Here is an 18,686-nt window from a genome sequence, read left to right as displayed (position 1 = left end):
ACCGGATCGTGTTCCCCGTCTCCATCCACGACGCCGAGAACCGCGGCCAGAGCTTCGGCCAGGTCCGCAACGCCTTCATCCGCGTCGTCAACCAGGCGGACAACCAGGAACTCGCCCGCTACGACCTGTCCGAGGACGCCGCCACCGAGACCGCGATGATCTTCGGCGAGCTGTACCGCAACGGTGCGGAGTGGAAGTTCCGCGCCGTCGGGCAGGGCTACGCCTCAGGACTGTCCGGGATCGCCGCCGACTTCGGCGTAGGCGTCTGACATTCCCACGACGACGCCGGGCCGGCCCTCCCGAGGGGCCAGGTCCGGCGCGTCGACGCGCAGCTCCGACCGCCAGACCTACACATCCCACCCGCAGGAGACCACGTGGCCGATCCACTGCGCCTTCGCCCGGAGGACAGGCCGGACTTCGAGGCGGTACTGAACCTGGCACTCACCACCGCGGACGTACAGAAGGCACTGAGCACCGACCCCACCGGCCGGGCCACCGCGCGCCTGCGCCTGCGGGCTCTCGGCGACGCCGACGAGATAGCCGCCGCGGCATCCGGGGAATACGGCGCGTACCTCGCCCTGCGCACGTCGGCACAGCCCGGCCCCCCGCGACACCCCGCCGCCGGCGCCCTGCTGCCCGCCCTGACAGTGCTCACCCCGCTTGTGGCCGCCGCATCCGCCGCGGTCCTGCTCGTCCTCGGCTACCTTCTCCAGCTGACCGATGCGGAAGGCGCGCTGCCCGGCTCACTGGTCACCGCCGGATGGGTCCTGACGCTGATCGCGGGCATCAGCGCCCTCCTCGCCTTCGCCGCGCTGTTGAGGACGGCGATACGCGGCGACGACGAGTCCGCACACGCAGCCCGTCTGCAGCAGCCACGACTGAACTGGCAGCAGGCCCTCCTGGACCGGGGCATGCTGCCCTGTCTGCGCCAGTGCCTCGATGAGGACCCCGCCATCCGTGGCACACCGCCCCTGGTGGTCCGCACCACCGACCCCCACGCCACCGCGGGCCCGAAGGAACACCCCTCTCATTCCGGCCGGCCCGAGTGAGGGCCACCGGATGAAAGGCCCGTGCGCCCGCCGCAGGCCGCACTTCCAGAACCCGCTTCCGGCCGTCGCGCCCCGCCTGTGAGCGCCACCACCGTTACGCTCGCGCCGTCCAGGCCCGGCCCGGGTCCCGGAAAAGGGAGCAGGACGCCCCTGTGCGGACCGGGCGAGCTCGCCCTCGTCCTCATCGCCGCCACAGCCGCCCTCGTCGCCGAGAGGGGACGGAACACGACGCGTCTCGCGCAGCGCCACGGGCCCGGGGTCTTCCTCGACCCGGCGCGCATGAACCGCTTCCACCGGCCGGCGACGGCGCTGCGGTCACTCCTGCCGCCGGAGCAGGCCGGGGTGGCGGACCGCTGGCGAAAAGGCCGCTTCAGGAAGATCCGGGTGTGCCCGCGTGGAGGCCGCGTGCCCCGGCACACGGTGGCCGTGCACCGGGGCGACCGGCGGCCAGGCGCCCCGCGGCGGCTCAGCCGGTGGCCTTGCGCCAGGCCGACTCGCGCAGCAGCCGCAGGCCGTTGAGGCCGACGATGACGGTGGAGCCCTCGTGGCCGGCGACGCCCAGCGGCAGCGGCAGGTGGCCGGCGAGGTCCCAGACGACCAGGCCGGCGATGAAGACCCCGGCGATGACGAGGTTCTGCACGACGAGCTTGCGGGCCTGGCGGGACAGGGAGATCACGGCGGGCACGGTGACCAGCTCGTCCCGGACGATCACCGCGTCGGCGGTCTCCAGCGCCAGGTCGGAGCCCGCTCGGCCCATGGCGACGCCGGTGTGGGCGGCGGCCAGCGCGGGCGCGTCGTTGACGCCGTCACCGACGACCATGACCTTGCGCCCGGCGGTCTCCAGTTCCCGGACGGCACCCACCTTCTCCTCGGGCAGCAGCCCGGCCCGCACGTCCTCGATGCCGGCCTCGGCGGCGAGACGGGCGGCGGCGCGCGGGTTGTCGCCCGTCAGCAGTACTGGCGCGGTTCCGGTGAGGGAGGCGAGTGAGGCCACGGTCGCGGCTGCGTCCGGGCGCAGCCGGTCGGCGATGCCCAGGACACCGACCGGCGCGCCGTCGAGGGTGACGAGGACGGCGGTCCGGCCTCCCCCCTCCAGTTCACCGGACAGGGCCTTCGCGTGGGCCGAGGCGGCGTCGTCGGTCTCGCGCAGCAGCCGGGCCGGGGCGCCGGCCTCGACCAGGCGTCCGTCGAGCGTGGCCTTCACTCCGACACCGGGCGTGGAGCCGAAGTCCACCACCGGCTCGAACGCGAGTCCCCGTTCGCGCGCCGCGGTGACGATCGCCCTGGCCAGCGGGTGTTCACTGGGCGCCTCCGCCGCGGCGGCGAGCAGGAGCAGGTCCTCGTCGTCCAGGCCCGTGCCCGGGAGCGGGCGGACGTCCGTGACGCGCGGGGTGCCCTCGGTCAGGGTGCCCGTCTTGTCCAGCGCGACCGCGTCCACCTGGCCCAGCCGTTCCATGACCACGGCGGACTTGACCAGCACTCCGTGGCGTCCGGCGTTGGCGATGGCCGACAGCAGGGGAGGCATGGTGGCCAGCACGACCGCGCACGGCGAGGCCACGATCATGAAGGTCATGGCCCGCAGCAGGGAGTCGGCGAGGTTCGCGCCGAAGGCGAGCGGGACGAGGAACACGGCGAGGGTCGCGGCCACCATGCCCAGTGAGTAGCGCTGTTCGACCTTCTCGATGAACAGCTGGGTCGGCGCCTTGGTCTCGGAAGCCTCCTGCACCATCCGCACGATCCGGGCGATCACCGAGTCGGCCGCGTCCCGTTCGACCCGTACGCGCAGCACGCCGGTGCCGTTGAGGGTGCCGGCGAAGACCTCGTCGCCCCTCTCCTTCGCCACCGGCAGGGGTTCACCGGTGATGGTGGCCTGGTCGACCTCGCTCGCCCCGTCGAGGACACGGCCGTCGGCGCCGACGCGCTCACCGGGCCGCACCAGGACGGTGTCACCGACCGTCAGATCCTCGACGGGGACGGCCGTCTCGCTGCCGTCGACCTCGATGCGGGTCGCGGTCGCGGGTGCCAGGTCGAGCAGGCCGCGCACCGAGTCGGCGGTGCGGGCGGTGGCCAGCGCCTCCAGTGCACCCGATGTCGCGAAGATGACGATCAGCAGGGCGCCGTCCATCACCTGCCCGATCGCCGCCGCCCCCAGCGCGGCGACGACCATCAGCAGGTCGACGTCGAGCGTCTTCTCCTTCAGTGCCCGCAGCCCCGCCCATCCGGGCTCCCAGCCGCCGGTCGCGTAGGACAGCGCGTACAGCGGGCCCCATGTCCAGGCCGGCGCCCCGGCCAACTGGAGCGGCAGCGCGAGCAGGAAAAGGATCGTGGCCGCGGCCGCCCAGCGCACCTCGGGCAGGGCAAGAACCCGCGTCCTGCGCCGGGAGACGTCTCCGGTGCGCGCGGGCGCGGGACGGTCGGCCGTGGGCGGGGGGAGGGTGGAAGTCATCGGAGCAGACAGTCCTTCACGACGGCATGGCGAAGAGGCGGCAGCCCGTGCATGCGGCAGCCACTCGCGTTCACCATACAGGAGCACATGAAGATTAGTTCATGCATTCATGGGAGGGCCTTCGTAGGATGGTGCCCATGGGCCATGGAGCTGACGCCGAGACCACCGCCACCGCACGCGAACGCCTGGAGACGGTGGGCGCCGCCGACGTGGCCGCGACCCTTCAGGCTCTGGCCACCCCGTCCCGGCTGCGCATCCTGACCCGCCTCCAGGAGGGCCCCTGCGCCGCCACCGAACTCGCCGACGCCGTCGGCATGGAGCAGTCGGCCTGCTCCCACCAGCTGCGCCTGCTGCGCAACCTCGGCCTGGTCACCGGCGAGCGCCGGGGCCGCTCGGTCATCTACGCCCTCTACGACGACCATGTCGCCGAACTGCTGGAGCAGGCCCTCTACCACGTCGAGCACCTGCGCCTCGGCCTGCGGGACACGCCGACCACGGCGGCCGTGAACGGGACGACCTGAGCACGGGATCGCACCCCCTCGGGCGTGACGGCCCGCAACGCGCTCTCCCGCACGCCCCTCGCCCCACCACCCGGGCCCCGGCGAGGCGCCGCTCGGCCCGGACGACGGCTGGGGACAGTTCGCCCGCGCCAGGCCCTGGCCATGAGGAGGACGGCGACGGGAGGCGTCGGCCGGGCGGAACCGGCCGATCCGAAGAAGGCCTGTCGCCGAACGCCCTCCCGCCCGCGTCGCCGCGCTCCTCGACCGGGTCGGCCCGGACCCGTCGCACGGCGACCGCCACCCGCACGAACTGTCCGGCGGCCGGTGCCGGCGCGCCGGGATCGCGCGGGCACCGGCCGCCGGCCCGCGCCCGCCGGCCCTCGACGAGCCGGTGCCGCCCCTCGATCCGCCGATCCGGGCCGGCGTGCCGAACCCGCTCGCCGGCCTCCGGGGCGACCTCGGCCTCGGCCACCTGTTCACCTGCCACGACCGGGCGGTCGTGCGGCACTTCGGGACCGCGTGATCGAGATGCGTGACGGGCGCGTCACCTCCGAGTGGAGTCCCCGGCCACCCGACGCGGCCCTCCGGTGAACCGCTCCGAGCCGGGCGCGGTCTTCGGGGCGAAGGCCCACTGCGCGCGCCGACGGCCCTCGTCGGGATCGCTCCGGCCCGCCGGACCGAACCATTATCGCATATGAAAATCATTGTCGTGTATTGTTGATGTCTGCCCGGCGCGGTCGAGGTGTCCCCCCCGACCTGCCGGTCGGCGCGTTCAGCGCCGGACAACCGTCCCGACCGAGAGGAACGACCCATGGCCGTGCCCAAGCGCAAGATGTCCCGCAGCAACACCCGTCACCGCCGGGCCCAGTGGAAGGCGGCGACGCCGAATCTGGTGCCGGTCACGGTGGACGGTGTGACCCACCGGGTTCCCCAGCACCTCGTGCCCGCCTACCGGCGCGGTCTGCTGCGCCCGGAGGGCTGACGCCGATGCCCACGCAGCGCCTGCCCGTCACCGTGCTCTCGGGCTTCCTCGGCTCCGGCAAGACGACGCTCCTCAACCACGTCCTCACCAACCGCGAGGGCCTGCGCGTGGCGGTGATCGTCAACGACATGAGCGAGGTCAACATCGACGCCGCCCTCGTGCGCGGTGGCGAGGCGGCGCTCTCCCGCACCGAGGAGCGTCTGGTGGAGATGACCAACGGCTGCATCTGCTGCACGCTGCGGGACGATCTGCTGGAGGAGGTCGACCGCCTCGCCCGGGACGGCCGCTTCGACTACCTGCTCATCGAGTCCAGCGGCATCTCCGAGCCGATGCCCGTGGCCGCCACCTTCGCCTTCGCCCGCGACGACGGAGCAGTGCTGGGGGACGTGGCCCGGCTGGACACCATGGTCACCCTCGTGGACGCCGCCAGCTTCCTCACCGAGCTGGACACCGGGGACGACCTCGCCGAACGGGGTCTGGCTCCCTACGAGGACGACGAGCGCACCGTGAGCGACCTGCTGGTCGACCAGGTGGAGTTCGCCGACGTGCTCGTGCTCAACAAGCTGGATCTGGTCGACGACGCCGACGCCGACCGAGTGCGCGGGGTGCTCGCACGGCTGAATCCGACGGCCCGTCTGATCCCCGCGGTGCACGGCCGGGTCGACGCGCGCGACGTTCTGGAGACCGGCCGGTTCGACCTGGAGCGTGCACAGCAGGCACCGGGCTGGGTCCGGGAGCTCAACGGCGACCACGTCCCGGAGACCGAGGAGTACGGCATCTCCTCCTTCGTCTTCCGCTCCCCCGTCCCCTTCCATCCCGGACGTCTGTGGGGCTTCGTCACCGAGGGCCTGGACAGCGGAACGCACGGCCGGGTGCTGCGCTCCAAGGGGTTCTTCACGCTCGCCGGCCGCGAGGACGTGACCGGTCTGTGGTCGCAGGCCGGGGCCGTGGCCCGCTTCGAACCGTCCGGCACCCGGGACACCGACGCGCCCCACGCGCAGGAGCTGGTGTTCATCGGCGTCGGCCTGCGGGAACCGAGCCTGCGCGCCGCCCTCGCCGCATGCCTGATGACCGAGGGCGAGCCGAGTCCGGCGAACGATCCCTTTCCCGCGTGGGACACCGGGCAGGTATGCGATCCCGAGCACGGCCACCCGAGTCCGGCGGCGGTCGCCTGACCGGATCACGAGGGCGTCCGGAGGCGACGGGAGGCACACTCATGTACGGAACGGCCCGCAGCGAGTGGCGCACGACCCCGCGGCGAGCCGCGGTCCTCGGGGCCCTGCGCGCCTGCGACGGCTTCGTCTCGGCGCAGGCCCTGCATGCCGCTCTGGCCGGGGACGGCGTGGCGGTGGGGCTGACCACCGTCTACCGCACGCTCCGGTTGCTGGAGGCGGCCGGGCACGTCGACGTGGTGCGTGACAGTGACGGTGAACGTCTTTACCGGCCCAGGCCGGACGACGGCCACCGTCACTACCTCGTCTGCCGGGAGTGCGGGTTCAGCCTGGCGGTGGACTCCGACGAGGTCGAACAGTGGGTGGTGAGGATCGCGCGCGACATCGGGTTCCACTCGGTGGATCACACCGTCGAACTCACAGGCGTGTGCGACGGCTGCCGCCCCGGGCCGGTCGACCGCTGACCGGCATCTCGCCGACCGTGCCCGGGGCGCCCGGTGACGGTCCAGGTACACGGGTGGTCCGGCGAGCCGTTCGGCCGCCGGTGCGCCGCCCCGACCCCCTCTGAGGGGTCGGGGCGGCGCACCGGCGGGTGCTCACAGCACCTCGAGCTCCGCCGCGCCATCGGCCGCCAGCTCCTCGGTGACCCGCGCGGGGTCGAGCACGTCCGCGGCGAAGTGCACACCGGGAGTGATCGCCCCGTCGAGCGTCCGGAGAGCGGCGGCGGCGGCGAGGAACCCGCTCAGCTCGTAGGAGTCCGGGGCGCGCAGGACGAGCCTCGCGGTGGGCGGGCCGTCCGCCGCTCCGTCCCAGAGGTGGAACTCCTGTCCGTACCAGGCTCCGTGGCGCCGCACGTCCTCGTCGGCCGCCGCGACCAGGTCAGCGGTCTCCGTGCTGTCCAGTGCCCATGCCATGGCCAGTTCCTCGGCCAGGCGTCCGCCACCGAAGACGGTGTACCAGCGCACCCGGCCGATGTCCGTGGCACGGGCCAGCCGGACGGCCTCGGTGGACAGGAAGGGGAAGGCGTCGACGGCCGCGGGGAAGGCGTCGAGTCGCACTCCTCGGCGGGGGGCCAGCGCACGCTCCCGCACCCGGCCCTCGTGCCAGGCGGCCGCCGGCGTGCCGTGCTCCGGTCCGCGGCCGAGCAGCACGTCGCCGGCGGCGGCCGGGGTGAGCGGCGCGACGCCGCCGACATAGGCGTCCAGTGCGACGGGACCGGTGGCGCGGGCGGCCAGCGCGCGGGGCAGCAGCGAGGACAGACCCGGCAGCGCGCCGGCGGACAGCACGGCCGTGCGTCCGGCCGCCACCCATCGCCCGGCGCCCCCGTCGGCGGACAGCAGGTTGTGGACCGGGTCGTCACCGGCCGCGTCGACGTAGTCCGCGCCGCCTCGCAGCGCGGCCCGGGCGACCGCGTCGAGGACGCGGTACGAGGGTCCCGCGCAGTTGACGACAAGTCGGCAGCCCTCCGTGAAGCGATCCAGCGAGTCGGGATCGGTCAGGTCCACCGCCAGGGCGCCCACGTCCGGGCCTCCCTCCGGCAGGCCGGCGACCAGCGCTTCCGCCCGGCCCCGGTCGCGGCCGGCCACCAACAGCGGGTGGACACCCGCCCGGTGGAGCCGCCGTACGACCGCGCTGCCGACTGCTCCGTAACCGCCTATGACGCCGATGACCGCCGGGTGTCGCACCGGTGTTCCTCCTGTTTCCCGCTGATTCGGTTGATGAAAATGATAATTATTATCGTAGTCATTATTCGACGGACTAAGGAAGAAGTGACGACGATGCACGACGTGATCGTGGTGGGCGGAGGTCCCGCCGGCCTCAACGCGGCGCTGGTGTCCGGGCGTCAGCGCAGGCGGGTCCTCCTGCTGGACTCGGGCCGCCCGCGCAACGCGCCCGCGGCGCAGATGCACATGTTCCTCAGCCGGGACGGCTTCCCGCCCGCCGAGCTGCGCCGCATAGGCCGGGAGCAGCTCACCGCCTACCCGAACGTGGCCGTACGCGAGGCGACCGTCACCGCCGCCGCGCCCGAGCCCCGGGGATTCGCCCTGACGCTGGCCGACGGCACCGTGGAGCGGACCCGGAAGCTGGTCCTCGCCACGGGGCAGGTCGACGTGCTCGACGAGCGGGTGGAGGGCCTGTCCGCGCTGTTCGGCCGGGGGGTGTACCACTGTCCGTTCTGCCACGGCTGGGAGACCAGCGGGATGAGCCTGGCCGTCCTGGGGCACGAACTGCCGCAGGTCATGCAGGCCTTGTACGTGGCCGACCGGTTCAGCGAGGACGTGATCGTGTGCACCGACGGCCACCCGGTGCCCGAGCAGGCCGCGGGCCGCCTCGCCGAGGCCGGGATCGCCGTGGAGGAAACGGCCGTGGCCCGCGTCGAGGGGGAGGAAGGGGCCGTCCGCCTGGTCCTCGCCGACGGACGGGTGCTCGAGCGGCAGGGCGTCTACCACCGGGCGCCCACCCGTCAGCACTCCCCGCTGGCCGAGGAGTTGGGGTGCGCGATCCTCCCGGACGGCTGTGTGCGGGTGGACGAGTTCCAGCGCACCTCCGTGCCCGGTGTGTACGCGGCCGGGGACACCGCCCGGCTGGAGGCCCTGCCGGACGCCCTCACCTTCGTGATCACCGGTGCCGCCGACGGCGCCCGTGCCGCGGTCTGGCTCGACCAGGAGCTCTTCCGCGAGGACGCCGGCCTGGGCGGCTGAGACCGAGGTGCGGCGGGGGCCGTCCCGCCCCCGCCGCACCCTTCTCACCGGTCGTCCGGTTCGCGGAGGGCGGCGGCGAGTCCGGCCACCGTGGGCTGCCGGAGGAAGCGGCGGGGCGTCACCCGCCCCAGTCCCTCCCGCGCGAGCGAGCCGAGCATCCGCACCGCGAGCAACGAGTCGCCGCCGAGCGCGAAGAAGTCGGCGGTGCGCTCCTCCACCGAACAGTCCAGCAGTTTCCGCCAGTGCGCCGCGACGGCTCGTTCCGTGTCGTCCCGGGGCGGTCCCGGCTCCGCTCCGCCGGCCGCCGCCGCGGGTACGGACAGGCGCCGGCCGGACGCGGGCCGGCCCGGCCCGGCCCGCTCGCCGTCGACCGCGTCGGGCAGTCCGACCACGGCGGCCCAGCCGTCCGGTTCGACCAGCGATTCCACGGTCGCCATGAGATCGGCGAACATCCGGTCGACGTCCGCTCCCGCGAACAGCTCCTCCACCAGCGAGAAGACGACCACCAGCTCCCCGCGCAGCTCGAACAGCCGCACCTCCAGGGCCACCTGGGGCGTCCGCAGCTGCTGGTGGTGGCTCAGCAGGTCGATCGCGCCCAGCGGCCCGGCCTCCTGGGGCACCTCGCTGCCCAGCGCCGCGTCCACTCCCAACGTGGACTGGAAGACGACGGGCGCCACCGGACGGTGGGTGCCCCGGCGGCGGCCCAGTTCGCGGGAGACCTCCACGCCGGTGATCAGGTTGTGGGCGAGCGCGTCGCCGATGTCCCGCTGCGCGCGGCCGGCGAGGTCGGCGAAGACGGGGGCAGCCGGCAGCTCGACCGGCAGGAGCATGGTGGAGGAGAAGGCTCCCACCAGGCGGGACACGTCGGGGTGGAGCGGGAGGCGGTTCAGCTGGAGGGTGTTGAGCAGGAAGCGGCGGTGTCCGCAGGCCCGGGCGACGGCGGCGGCGAAGGCGGCGAACATCGCCGCGGACGGGGTCACCCCGTGCTCGGTGCACAGCCGGCGCAGAGCCGACCAGCGCTCCGGGTCGAGCACCGCCTGCCGGGTGCCCATCAGGGTGGGGCGCACCTCGGCGGGGTCGGCCACCAGCGGCAGGGCCGGCGGCAGCGGGAAGTCGTCGAGGCGGTCCCACCACCAGTCGCGGTCCTGCTGCCACGCCTCGGTGCCGGGCAGGTCCCGCAGGGTCGTCACGTAGTCGCCGTAGTCGATGTCCAGGGGCGCGAGGACGGCGTTGTAGTCGGAGACCAGGGCGAACAGGTCGCGGTAGAAGACTCCGGAGGACCATCCGTCGATGATCAGCAGGCTGGTCGAGGAGTGCAGCCGGGCGCGGTCCCCGGGCATCAGCGTCAGGCGCATGTCCAGACCGCAGCCCCGGGACGGGTCGGGGCCCTCGGTGCTCATCTCGTGGCGTATCTCCGCGAGCCGGGCCGCGGCCGTCTCCTCGTCGGCGTCGCGCAGGTCGGTGACCCGGAGCTGCGGTACCGCCTCCGGGTCGTCCAGGGGCAGGATGCGCTGCCGGCCGTCGGGCAGGATGCGTGCCCGCAGGACGGCCTGGTGCTCGGCCAGGCGCTCCAGGGCGTCCTGCAGCGCCTCGGGGGCTTCGTCGGCGTCGATGTCCTCCAGCCCGATGTCCACGTAGTGGTGTGCGGAGCGGTAGGACAGCTCCCAGGCGTCCTGCTGGCCCACGAAGTAGCCCTGCTGGAGCGGCAGGAGCGGGAACGGCGCGTCCGGGTCCTCGCGTCGGCGCAGGTCCAGGGGGAGCGGGCGCAGGGCACCCGTCCCCGATCCGGTACTGCGTTCGTGGACGAGGGCGGCGAGCTGCGCGGCGCTCTGTTCGACGCGGACGTCCGCCAGCGCCAGCGGCGTGCCCAGCCGTTTGCGCAGCATCGCGGCCATGCGGACGGCCAGGACGGAGTCGCCGCCCAGGCTCAGGAAGCTGGCGTCCGCCGGTACGGCGGCCAGGTCGGTCTCCAGGGCGTCGGCCCACACGGCGCGGACGGCGTCGACCAGGTCGGCCGAGGTCTGCTCGGCGGGGTGTCCGGGTGCGGATGCGGAGGTCAACAGGGGGCTCCAGTCGGGTCGGCGGGGCGGATGATGTCGTCCACGGCGTGGATCCGTGGGAGGGGCAGGGCAGGGGGCAGGCGGCCGGCGAGCGCGGCACGGACACGGCCGGGGTCCGGGCGGGCGCCGTGGGTTCTGACGCGTCCCGCGATGACGCGCTGGCCCGCCGGGGCGAGGGGATGCTTCTCGTGCGGCAGGACGGGCAGCGGGTCGAAGCCCGCCGCGTCCAGTTGCCGTGCCCATTCCCCGGCGGTGAGGAAGACCCGGTCCTGGCCGGCCCGCAGGTCCGTGAACCACTCCTGTTCGCCGGGCGCGGGCGACATCAGCAGGTACATGGAGGTGAGCGCCTGGTAGTGCTCCTGGCACGACTCGACCAGGACCAGCAGCCCGTCGGGCGCCAGCAGTTCCCGCAGGGCCGCCAGACAGCGTCCGGCGTGCCGTGCGTTGTGCAGGACGTTCGCCGCCAGGACGACGTCCTGGGAGCCCGGTTCCAGACCCTGTTCGAGCGGGTCGGCCTGGATGTCGAACAGGGCGTGCCGCAGTCCGGGGTGGCCGCCGAAGGCGTCCCGGGCCGCCCGCAGGAAGAACGGGGAGACGTCCGTGAACAGGTAGTCGACGGGCGTGTCGCCGAGCGCCTCCAGGACGGTGCCGGTGGTGCCGCCCACGCCGGCGCCCGCTTCAAGGACGCGCAGGGGGGCCGGCCCCGTCCGGCGGCGGGACTCGCCGGCGATCAGGGACGCGGCGGCGTGGTTGGCCCAGCGGCTGGGGACGCTGTCGCGGTAGTTGCCCTGCGCGGTGTCCGTCTCCCCGTCGGGGAAGAGGACCTCCTGCAGGGACGTGCGGTCCTGGAGCAGCAGCGGGAGCCGTTCGGCCGCGGCCCGGAAGAAGCGGGTCATGGACGCCGGGTAGCCCAGGCCCGCACAGGCGCCGTCCAGCTCGCGCAGTGCCCGGGCGTGGCCGCGGCGGTCCGGCACCGCGAGGGAGTGGTGGCGGCCCGTCGCCGCGTCCAGGTGGAGCCGGCCCTCCGCGGTCAGGGTGCGCAGCCAGCGCCGTACGATCCACGCGTGCCGGGGTGCGACCGCCAGGGCCCCGAGGACCTCTTCGGTGGCGGGCCGGCCGGCGTCGCGGAACAGACGGGTCCGGTCCAGTACCCGGGCCATCGTCAGCAGCGCCGTCTCGTCGAGCTGCCGCATCAGTGCCGGGAGAACGGTCGGGTCGGTCCCGCGGACGGCGGCGTCACCGGTGTCCGCGGCCCGGCCGGCGGCGCGGGCGTCGTCCCCGCCGGGACCGGACGACGGCCGCGCCGACGGGGGCGGTCCCGTCACCAGCAGGGTGTCCTGTCCCCCACCGCGCACCAGCTGCCACTGCGTCACGCCGGGCAGCCCGGCGAGGGTCCCGTCGGTGAGTGCGTCGTTCACGCGTGGCCGTCCTCGATGACGTCCGCCACGGTGATCGCCGGCGGGGTCGTGTCCGGTTCGGCCCGGCGCAGGTGGTCGCGCAGCACCTCGGGCAGACGGCGCCGGACGAACAGGGGGAACGGCTCGTGGGCCACCGGGCCGGAGGGCGCCGGGAGGTCCTCGGCCGCGGCGTGCGCGCAGTCGGCGGGGGCCGCCACGGCCAGCGTGCGCGGGTCGGCGGCGTCGAGCAGTACGGCGGCGTCCGCTCCCCGCAGCGCCTCGCGCAGGGCGTACGGGGTCACCGCCCCGGGGGCGTCGTGGAGCAGGGCGTTGGGGATGCCGTGGACGACGACGGGAGGGCCGTCGAGCGCGTCGCGCAGCGCTTGTGGGACATCGCTCCCCCGGTGTCCGTCCCAGGGCGTCCGGCGCACGTGCCGGGTTCCCGGTCCGCCGGTGTGCGGGCCGACGCGCAGGACGACGTCGTAGCGGTAGCGGGTGAGTTCGGTGTCCTCGGCCATGGTGCGGGCGTGCACGCTCATGCGGACCGGGCGGGGCCGGGTCGCGATCGCGGCGGCGACGGCCGCCGGGGTGAAGGACAGTTCCTCGTCCGCCTCGGCGGCGGCCGCGGCCCTTGCGGCGATCGTCGTGCCGTCCGCCTCGGGGTCGCGGGCCCGTTCCAGCCGTGCGAAGTGGTCGAGCAGCAGGCCGGAGTGCCGGATGTCCCCCACGATCACGGTGCCGCCGTCCTCGACCGCCGACAGCGCCCCGTGCAGGACGGTGGTCAGGTAGGCCAGGTCGGGGAAGCACTGGGTGACCGAGTTGAGCAGCACGCAGTCGGGGCGCGCGCCGGGGCCGAAGGCGGCGTCCATGGCGTCCCGCACCCGGGGCGCGGCCGTCTCGTGGGCGGCGGCCCGGACGAACGCGGTGCGGGGCAGGCCGGCCGCGGAGAGGCGGTCCACCGCGACCTGGGCGACGTCGGTGCCGGCGTACCCGTCCAGGTGCGGGTGCAGGCGGTGGGCGAGCAGGCCGGTGCCGCAGCCGAGTTCCAGGACCCGGCTCGGACGCTGGGCCAGGACGAGGTCCACGGTGCGGTCCACCCAGTCCCGCATGTGGGTTTCGGGCAGCGGTGCTCCGGTGCCGGAGGCCCGCCACCCGGACAGGTCGAGGTCGTCGGCGTGCCGGCCCTCGGCCGTCTCGTACGTCCACTCGTAGACCTCGGCCCACTGCTCGAGGTGCTCGCGCATCAGGGGGCCCGGCTCGGGTGCCGCGGTCACGGCGTCCGGGTGCGGGACGACCCGGACTCCGCCGTCGGGTGCGGGGTGGGCCCGGGCCACCCAGGGATGGGCGGCCAGCAGGTCCGCGATCCGGCCGGTGTGTTCAGCCGTCGTGTGGTCGGACACCGGAGTGCTCCGTTCTCTCGTCGAGGGGGTGGTCGGGGGTCGTGTGCGGCCGTGGGACCAGGCGGCGCCCGGTCAGGTGGAGGACGCGGTCGGCGCGGGCGGCCGTGCCGGCGTCGTGGGTGACGGTCAGGACGGCGGGGCCGTTCTCCCGCAGCCGGTCCAGCAGGTCGAGGACGAGTCGTGCCGAGTCCGGGTCCAGACCCGCGGTGGGCTCGTCCAGCAGCAGCACGTCGGGCTCGGCGGCGAGCGCCCGGGCGAGAACCACCCGACGGCGCTGGCCGCCGGAGAGCGCCGCCGGTCTGCGGCCGGCCAGCTCGGCGGGGAGTCCCACGGCCTCGAGGAGTTCCCGCACGCGTTCCCGTCCGGCCGCTGCGGTCGCGCCGTGGAACACCTTCAGCGGCCGGGCCACCGCTCGGCCGACGGTGTGCGCCGGGTTGAGTTCCGCCGCCGTGTCCTGTCCGGCCAGTTGGACGGCGCGCAGCGTCCGCCGGTCGCGCGAGCGGGTCCCGGCGGGCAGCGGGCGCCCGTGCAGCAGGAGGTGTCCCGCCGCCGGCGGACGACGGCCCGCGAGGGCGTGCAGCAGGGTCGTCTTCCCGCTGCCCGACCGTCCCGTGACGGCCAGCCAGCCGCCCGCCGGCAGGTCCAGCTCGCCGGCGTCGAGCAGCGGCGTGCCGTCCGGGGTCCGCAGGGTCAGGCCCCGCGCCGACAGCACGGGCGCCGGGGACGGGGCAGGGTCCGCCGCCGTGCGGGGCGAACGTCCGGCCTGTGGTGACGCGGGACCGGCGATCGGGCGAACCGGTTCCTTCCCCGGGGTGCGCGTCATCCGTCCGCGCTCGGCGGCGGTCACACGTGACCTGTACCGCGCGGTGGCATCGGCGCCGGCGGCCGGGTGCGCGTCACCGGCGAGCACCAGTGTCCGGTCGGCCAGTTCCGCGGCCAGCCGGGCATCGTGCGTGACCAGGACGACGCACCGGCCGGGGGTCCCACGGCGTGACCGCACCTCTTCGGCCACCAGGTCGGCCGTCGCGCGGTCCAGTGCCGAGGTCGGCTCGTCCAGGACGAGCAGCTCCGGGTCGGCGCACAGGGCCCGGGCCAACGCGACCCGTTGGGCCTGTCCGCCGGAGAGTTCCCCCGCCCGCCGGGAGGCGAGTCCGGGCGGAAGGCCCAGTCGGTGCATCAGGGCCTCGACCCGCAGGGCGCGGGCGGCGGCGTCACCGGTGAACTCCTCGCCGATCAGCCGGTCCACGCGCCACAGCGGATGGAGGGCCGCGCCGGGGTCCTGCGCCAGCCAGCCGCACCGGGCACGCCGCCACCGCCGGGCCGTCCGGCCGGGCGACACGACCGCACCGCGCCAGCGCACGGTGCCCGCCGCGCGGTGCAGTCCGTCCGGGAGGACGTCGAGCAGGGCGCGCAGCAGCGTGGATTTACCGGCACCGGACGCGCCGGTGACGGCCAGCACCTGCCCCGGGCCGACGCGGACGTCGACCGGCGGCAGGACAGTGGCTCCTTCGAGGGCACGGCGGACGGTCAGACCCTCGGCCGCCAGCAGCGGGGCGTCGGTGGGAACGAGCCCGTCGTGGGCACGGACCGTCATGCCGCCTCCCCCGGAACACGGGCGGCCGTCCGGGCCGCCGCGGCGAACACCCAGGCACAGCCCGCCAGGGGGATCGCCGGCGCCAGCAGCGCCCAGGGGTTGAGTGCGGCGCCGGGCAGATTCTCACTGAGCATCAGGGCCCAGTCGGGGTCCGGGGGCTGGGGTCCCAGCCCGAGCACGGCGAGGGCCGCGGCGATCTGCAGTGCCGTGACGAGCCGGAGCCCGGCGTCGGCGGCGACCAGGCGGCGCAGGGCGGGCAGCACCTCGTGGAGCAGCACGGCGGGCGTGCGCTCGCCGCGCTCGACGGCGGCGTGCACGTGCCCGCTGTCGCGCAGCTGCGCGCACTGCGTGGCGACGACCCGCGCGGTGAGCGGGGCTCCCGCGAGCACCGACGCCACGACGACCGCCGTCGCCCCCGGCAGTGCGGTGGCCAGCACCAGCGCCAGGACCAGGGCGGGGACGGCCAGCAGCAGGTCGCACAGGGCCCGTACGGTGCGGGCGGCACGGTCGCCCGACCACCCCGCGGCCAGGCCGAGACCCGCGCCGCAGACGACGGCGGCGAGCGCGGCGAGCAGGGACACGGTCAGGAGCTGGGTGCCCCCGGCCAGGACCCGGGACAGCACGTCGCGCCCCAGGACGTCGGTGCCCAGCGGATGCCGTCCGCCGGGCGGCGCCCAGGGGGCGGCGACCGTTCGCTCCGGTGGGTGCGGGGCGGCGTACCGGCCGAGCGGCACGCACACCAGCAGGGTGAGGGCCGCGGTCACGGACACCGGAGGACGGACGGCTCCGGGGAGGAACGGCGCAGGCGCCCCGGTCATGCGGTCCTCCCCGCCGCCGCCACCTGCGGACCGGGGTCCCCCGGCACCGTGGTGCGACGGGCGGCCAGGTCGGCCAGGAGCATGCCCAGCAGCAGGACGGCGGCCGGGAGGAGGGCCGCGGCCTGGATGACGGGGACGTCCCGCACCGCGACGGCGGACACCAGCAGCTGCCCGGTGCCCGGATAGCCGAAGAGGGTCTCCGCCAGGGCGGTTCCCGCCACGAGACCGCCGGTCAGCAGGGCCGTCACCTGGAGCGCCGGCGCGTACAGGAAGGGCAGGACGTGCCGGTGCAGCACGAGCGGGGCGGGCAGGCCGCGCAGCCGTGCGTCGGCCACGTGCGGGCGGCGCAGGGTGTCGGCCAGCGCCCCGCGCAGCAGGACGGTGGCGAACGCGGCCGAGGGCAGCGCCAGGGTGAGCGCGGGCAGCACCAGGAGCCGGGGGTCCGCCAGGGGCGAGCCGCCGGGCGGCAGCAGGGACACGGGGGGCAGCCAGCCCAGCAGCCCGGCCAGGACCGCGCCGAGCACCGCCGCGTGGACCGGCTGCGGCACGGCGGCCAGCCCGGTGGCGGCCGAGCCGCCCCGGCCGCCGCGCAGGTACGCCACGGTCAGGGCCGTCGCGGTGAGCAGCACGGTGACCGCCAGCGCCGCCACGACCAGGACGGCGGTGGCGGGCAGCCGTTCGGCGAACAGCGTCGCCACCGGCTTGCCGCCCGCCAGCGAGCGTCCCAGGTCCCCCCGGACCAGGCCGTACAGCCAGTCGAGGTAGCGCACCGCGGCCGGCCGGTCCAGCCCGAGACGCTCCCGCTCCGCCGCGACGTCCTCGTCGGAGGCCCGTCCCGCCGTCCTCAGTTCCCCGGCGTCACCGGGGAGCAGTTCGGTGGCCGTGAAGACCACGGCCGTGGCGGCGACGGCCAGGGCGGCGGCCCGGCCGGCCGGGCGCAGGGCGCGGCCGGCAGTGCGCGCGGTCACTTGGCCATCCACACCTGGTCGATGAACATGCGCTGGAATCCGGGCCCGTCGGGCAGTCCGCGCACGCCCGGCGCGGCGAGGTCCAGGCCGTCCCCGGTGCCCCAGACGACGTAGCCGCCGTCCTCCCACAGCTCGCGCTGGATGCCGGAGAGCAGTTCCTCGCGCCGCGCCTCGTCGGCGGTCGACATGGCCCGGGCGAAGCCGTCGTCGAAGCTCTTGCTGCGCCAGGCGGTCTCGTTGGTCGGGGAGTCGGACAGCAGTCCGACGCGGACGAGGTCGGGGAAGGAGATGCCCCCGTAGTAGCCGGTGTAGAACGCCTTCTTGGCGTAGACGGCGGTCCAGTAGGTGTCCGCCGGCTCGACCTTCACCTCGGCGTCGACGCCGATGTCGGAGAGCTGCTGGGCGTAGAGGGTGGCCGCGGTGTCCATGCCGGGGTAGGAGGTGGTGGTGTGCAGGGTGACGGACAGTCCGTCGGCGTGGCCGGCCTCGGCCAGCAGCTTCCTGGCCTTCTTCACGTCGCGGGTGCGCTGCGGCAGGTCCTCGGGCGCCGAGGGGTCGTAGGGGGTGGGGAGGTCGTTGGCGACCTCGCCGTAGCCGAGGAACACGGTGTCGACCAGGGCCTCGCGGTCGGCGGCGAGGCGGAACGCCTCGCGGACCCGGGGGTCGTCGAACGGCTCGGTGTCCAGGCGCATGACGAACGGGTACTCGGTGACCCCGTCGCGCCGGACGACCTGGGTCTTCGCCGAGGATCCGGCGCTCTTGACCGCGGCGGGGCTGACGCTGCCGGCGACGTCGGCCTGCCCGGAGGTGACGGCGCCGGCCCGTGCCTGCGGGTCGGCGACGGCCTGGATCTCGATCCGGTCCAGGTGCGGGCGCTTGCCCCACCACGTGTCGTTGCGGGTCAGGACGGTGGTCTGGGCACCGGTCCGCTCCACCCGGTAGGGGCCCGAGCCGGCGACGGGGCGGGAGAAGTCCTCGGTGCCCTCCGGGACGACGAAGGTGACGGACTCCAGGGCCCGGGGCGCGTCGGCCATCGGGGCGCGGGTGGCCAGGACGACGGTGTGCTCGTCGGGGGCGGTGGACTTCCCCATGTCGAAGTCGGCGAGCCTGCCGTAGTTCTCGGCGGCCTTGCCGCCGATGCGCCGCAGGGAGTACAGCACGTCGGCGGCGCGCACCGGTGTGCCGTCGGTGAAGCGGGCGTCCTCGCGCAGGGTGAGGGTCCAGCGGTCCATGGCGTCGTTGGGCGTCCACGACGTGGCGAGCCGCGGCCGGGTCCTCCCGTCCTCGCCGGGGACGGTCAGGACGTCGTAGGTCAGGGCGAAGCGCAGGACGTCGGACTCGTTGCCGAGGCCGCCGTGGGGGTCGTCACTGGCGGTGGCGGGGGACCCCGCGACGGCGTACCGCAGGGTGCCGCCGTCGACGGGCGCGCCGGTGCGGGAGGCCGGGGTGTCGGCGGCGGGTGTGCCGGAGCAGGCGCTCAGCAGCAGGGCGCCGACCGCCGCGAGGGCGGTGAGGGCGGATCTGCGGGACAGGGGGCTGCGGGGTGACGGGTGCTGGTGCATGGGTGCTTTCCGCGAGAGGTTCGGGGGTCAGGGGTG

Annotated in this window: 16 protein-coding genes; 7 read left to right on the top strand and 9 right to left on the bottom strand. The window is 75.0% G+C overall.

The features are described from left to right. A partial coding sequence (locus tag ACIQ8B_RS31985; RefSeq protein ID WP_403551706.1) for a TerD family protein occupies positions 1-269 on the top strand: 269 nt, incomplete at its 5' end. Positions 270-374: 105 nt separating this feature from the next. After that, positions 375-1,049: a hypothetical protein gene (locus ACIQ8B_RS31980; RefSeq protein WP_403551704.1), complete on the top strand. Its 675-nt coding sequence runs from the start codon at positions 375-377 to the stop codon at positions 1,047-1,049. A 466-nt stretch (positions 1,050-1,515) separates the two neighbouring features. Here ACIQ8B_RS31980 and ACIQ8B_RS31975 read toward each other — a convergent pair whose 3' ends face one another. Next, positions 1,516-3,495 carry a heavy metal translocating P-type ATPase gene (locus ACIQ8B_RS31975; RefSeq protein WP_403551703.1) on the bottom strand — a complete coding sequence of 660 codons (1,980 nt, stop codon included), beginning with the start codon at positions 3,493-3,495 and terminating at the stop codon, positions 1,516-1,518. 137 nt (positions 3,496-3,632) lie between these two features. Between ACIQ8B_RS31975 and ACIQ8B_RS31970 the strand changes: the two genes are divergently transcribed. The 4 genes from ACIQ8B_RS31970 (at position 3,633) to ACIQ8B_RS31955 (ending at position 6,613) form a co-directional block, all read left to right on the top strand. Beyond that, positions 3,633-4,016: an ArsR/SmtB family transcription factor gene (locus ACIQ8B_RS31970; RefSeq protein WP_403551701.1), complete on the top strand. Its 384-nt coding sequence runs from the start codon at positions 3,633-3,635 to the stop codon at positions 4,014-4,016. A 790-nt stretch (positions 4,017-4,806) separates the two neighbouring features. Next, positions 4,807-4,977 (top strand): 50S ribosomal protein L32, encoded by a 171-nt coding sequence (gene rpmF / locus ACIQ8B_RS31965; RefSeq protein ID WP_106415537.1) that lies wholly within the window; start codon positions 4,807-4,809, stop codon positions 4,975-4,977. Positions 4,978-4,982: 5 nt separating this feature from the next. Next, entirely contained in the window at positions 4,983-6,152 is a 1,170-nt protein-coding gene (locus tag ACIQ8B_RS31960) for a GTP-binding protein (protein WP_403551699.1), read from the top strand. Between the two features lie 41 nt (positions 6,153-6,193). Continuing rightward, the gene (locus ACIQ8B_RS31955) at positions 6,194-6,613 is read left to right on the top strand and encodes a Fur family transcriptional regulator (RefSeq protein ID WP_290004955.1); all 420 of its coding nucleotides are present in this window, start codon (positions 6,194-6,196) and stop codon (positions 6,611-6,613) included. A 132-nt stretch (positions 6,614-6,745) separates the two neighbouring features. On the opposite strand, the gene ACIQ8B_RS31950 is transcribed toward ACIQ8B_RS31955, so the two are convergent. After that, positions 6,746-7,834 carry a saccharopine dehydrogenase NADP-binding domain-containing protein gene (locus tag ACIQ8B_RS31950; protein ID WP_403551696.1) on the bottom strand — a complete coding sequence of 363 codons (1,089 nt, stop codon included), beginning with the start codon at positions 7,832-7,834 and terminating at the stop codon, positions 6,746-6,748. Between the two features lie 93 nt (positions 7,835-7,927). Between ACIQ8B_RS31950 and ACIQ8B_RS31945 the strand changes: the two genes are divergently transcribed. Then, positions 7,928-8,851: an NAD(P)/FAD-dependent oxidoreductase gene (locus ACIQ8B_RS31945; RefSeq protein WP_290005130.1), complete on the top strand. Its 924-nt coding sequence runs from the start codon at positions 7,928-7,930 to the stop codon at positions 8,849-8,851. A gap of 44 nt (positions 8,852-8,895) precedes the next feature. Here the strand turns inward: ACIQ8B_RS31945 and ACIQ8B_RS31940 are convergent, their stop codons facing one another. The 7 genes from ACIQ8B_RS31940 to ACIQ8B_RS31910 are packed head-to-tail and all read right to left on the bottom strand — an operon-like array spanning position 8,896 to position 18,650. Continuing rightward, the gene (locus ACIQ8B_RS31940; protein WP_290004958.1) at positions 8,896-10,911 is read right to left on the bottom strand and encodes a condensation domain-containing protein; all 2,016 of its coding nucleotides are present in this window, start codon (positions 10,909-10,911) and stop codon (positions 8,896-8,898) included. Then, positions 10,908-12,329, bottom strand: coding sequence for a class I SAM-dependent methyltransferase (locus ACIQ8B_RS31935; protein WP_403551694.1), 1,422 nt, complete (start codon positions 12,327-12,329; stop codon positions 10,908-10,910). Before ACIQ8B_RS31935 ends, ACIQ8B_RS31940 begins: the two co-directional genes overlap by 4 nt. Further along, the gene (locus ACIQ8B_RS31930; protein ID WP_403551693.1) at positions 12,326-13,708 is read right to left on the bottom strand and encodes a class I SAM-dependent methyltransferase; all 1,383 of its coding nucleotides are present in this window, start codon (positions 13,706-13,708) and stop codon (positions 12,326-12,328) included. The genes ACIQ8B_RS31935 and ACIQ8B_RS31930 overlap by 4 nt, the downstream gene beginning before the upstream one ends. Then, entirely contained in the window at positions 13,686-15,302 is a 1,617-nt protein-coding gene (locus tag ACIQ8B_RS31925; protein WP_403551690.1) for an ABC transporter ATP-binding protein, read from the bottom strand. Before ACIQ8B_RS31925 ends, ACIQ8B_RS31930 begins: the two co-directional genes overlap by 23 nt. Then, positions 15,299-16,120 (bottom strand): ABC transporter permease, encoded by an 822-nt coding sequence (locus ACIQ8B_RS31920; RefSeq protein WP_403551688.1) that lies wholly within the window; start codon positions 16,118-16,120, stop codon positions 15,299-15,301. Before ACIQ8B_RS31920 ends, ACIQ8B_RS31925 begins: the two co-directional genes overlap by 4 nt. Further along, positions 16,117-17,088 (bottom strand): ABC transporter permease, encoded by a 972-nt coding sequence (locus ACIQ8B_RS31915; protein ID WP_403551686.1) that lies wholly within the window; start codon positions 17,086-17,088, stop codon positions 16,117-16,119. The genes ACIQ8B_RS31920 and ACIQ8B_RS31915 overlap by 4 nt, the downstream gene beginning before the upstream one ends. Next, the gene (locus ACIQ8B_RS31910; protein ID WP_403551684.1) at positions 17,085-18,650 is read right to left on the bottom strand and encodes an ABC transporter substrate-binding protein; all 1,566 of its coding nucleotides are present in this window, start codon (positions 18,648-18,650) and stop codon (positions 17,085-17,087) included. Before ACIQ8B_RS31910 ends, ACIQ8B_RS31915 begins: the two co-directional genes overlap by 4 nt. Between the last annotated feature and the right edge of the window lie 36 nt (positions 18,651-18,686).

The organism is Streptomyces sp. NPDC096105 (genome assembly GCF_044763335.1).
Classification (GTDB): domain Bacteria; phylum Actinomycetota; class Actinomycetes; order Streptomycetales; family Streptomycetaceae; genus Streptomyces.
Note: the sequence above shows the minus strand (reverse complement) of the source record. Positions and strands in the feature narration are given on the sequence as shown.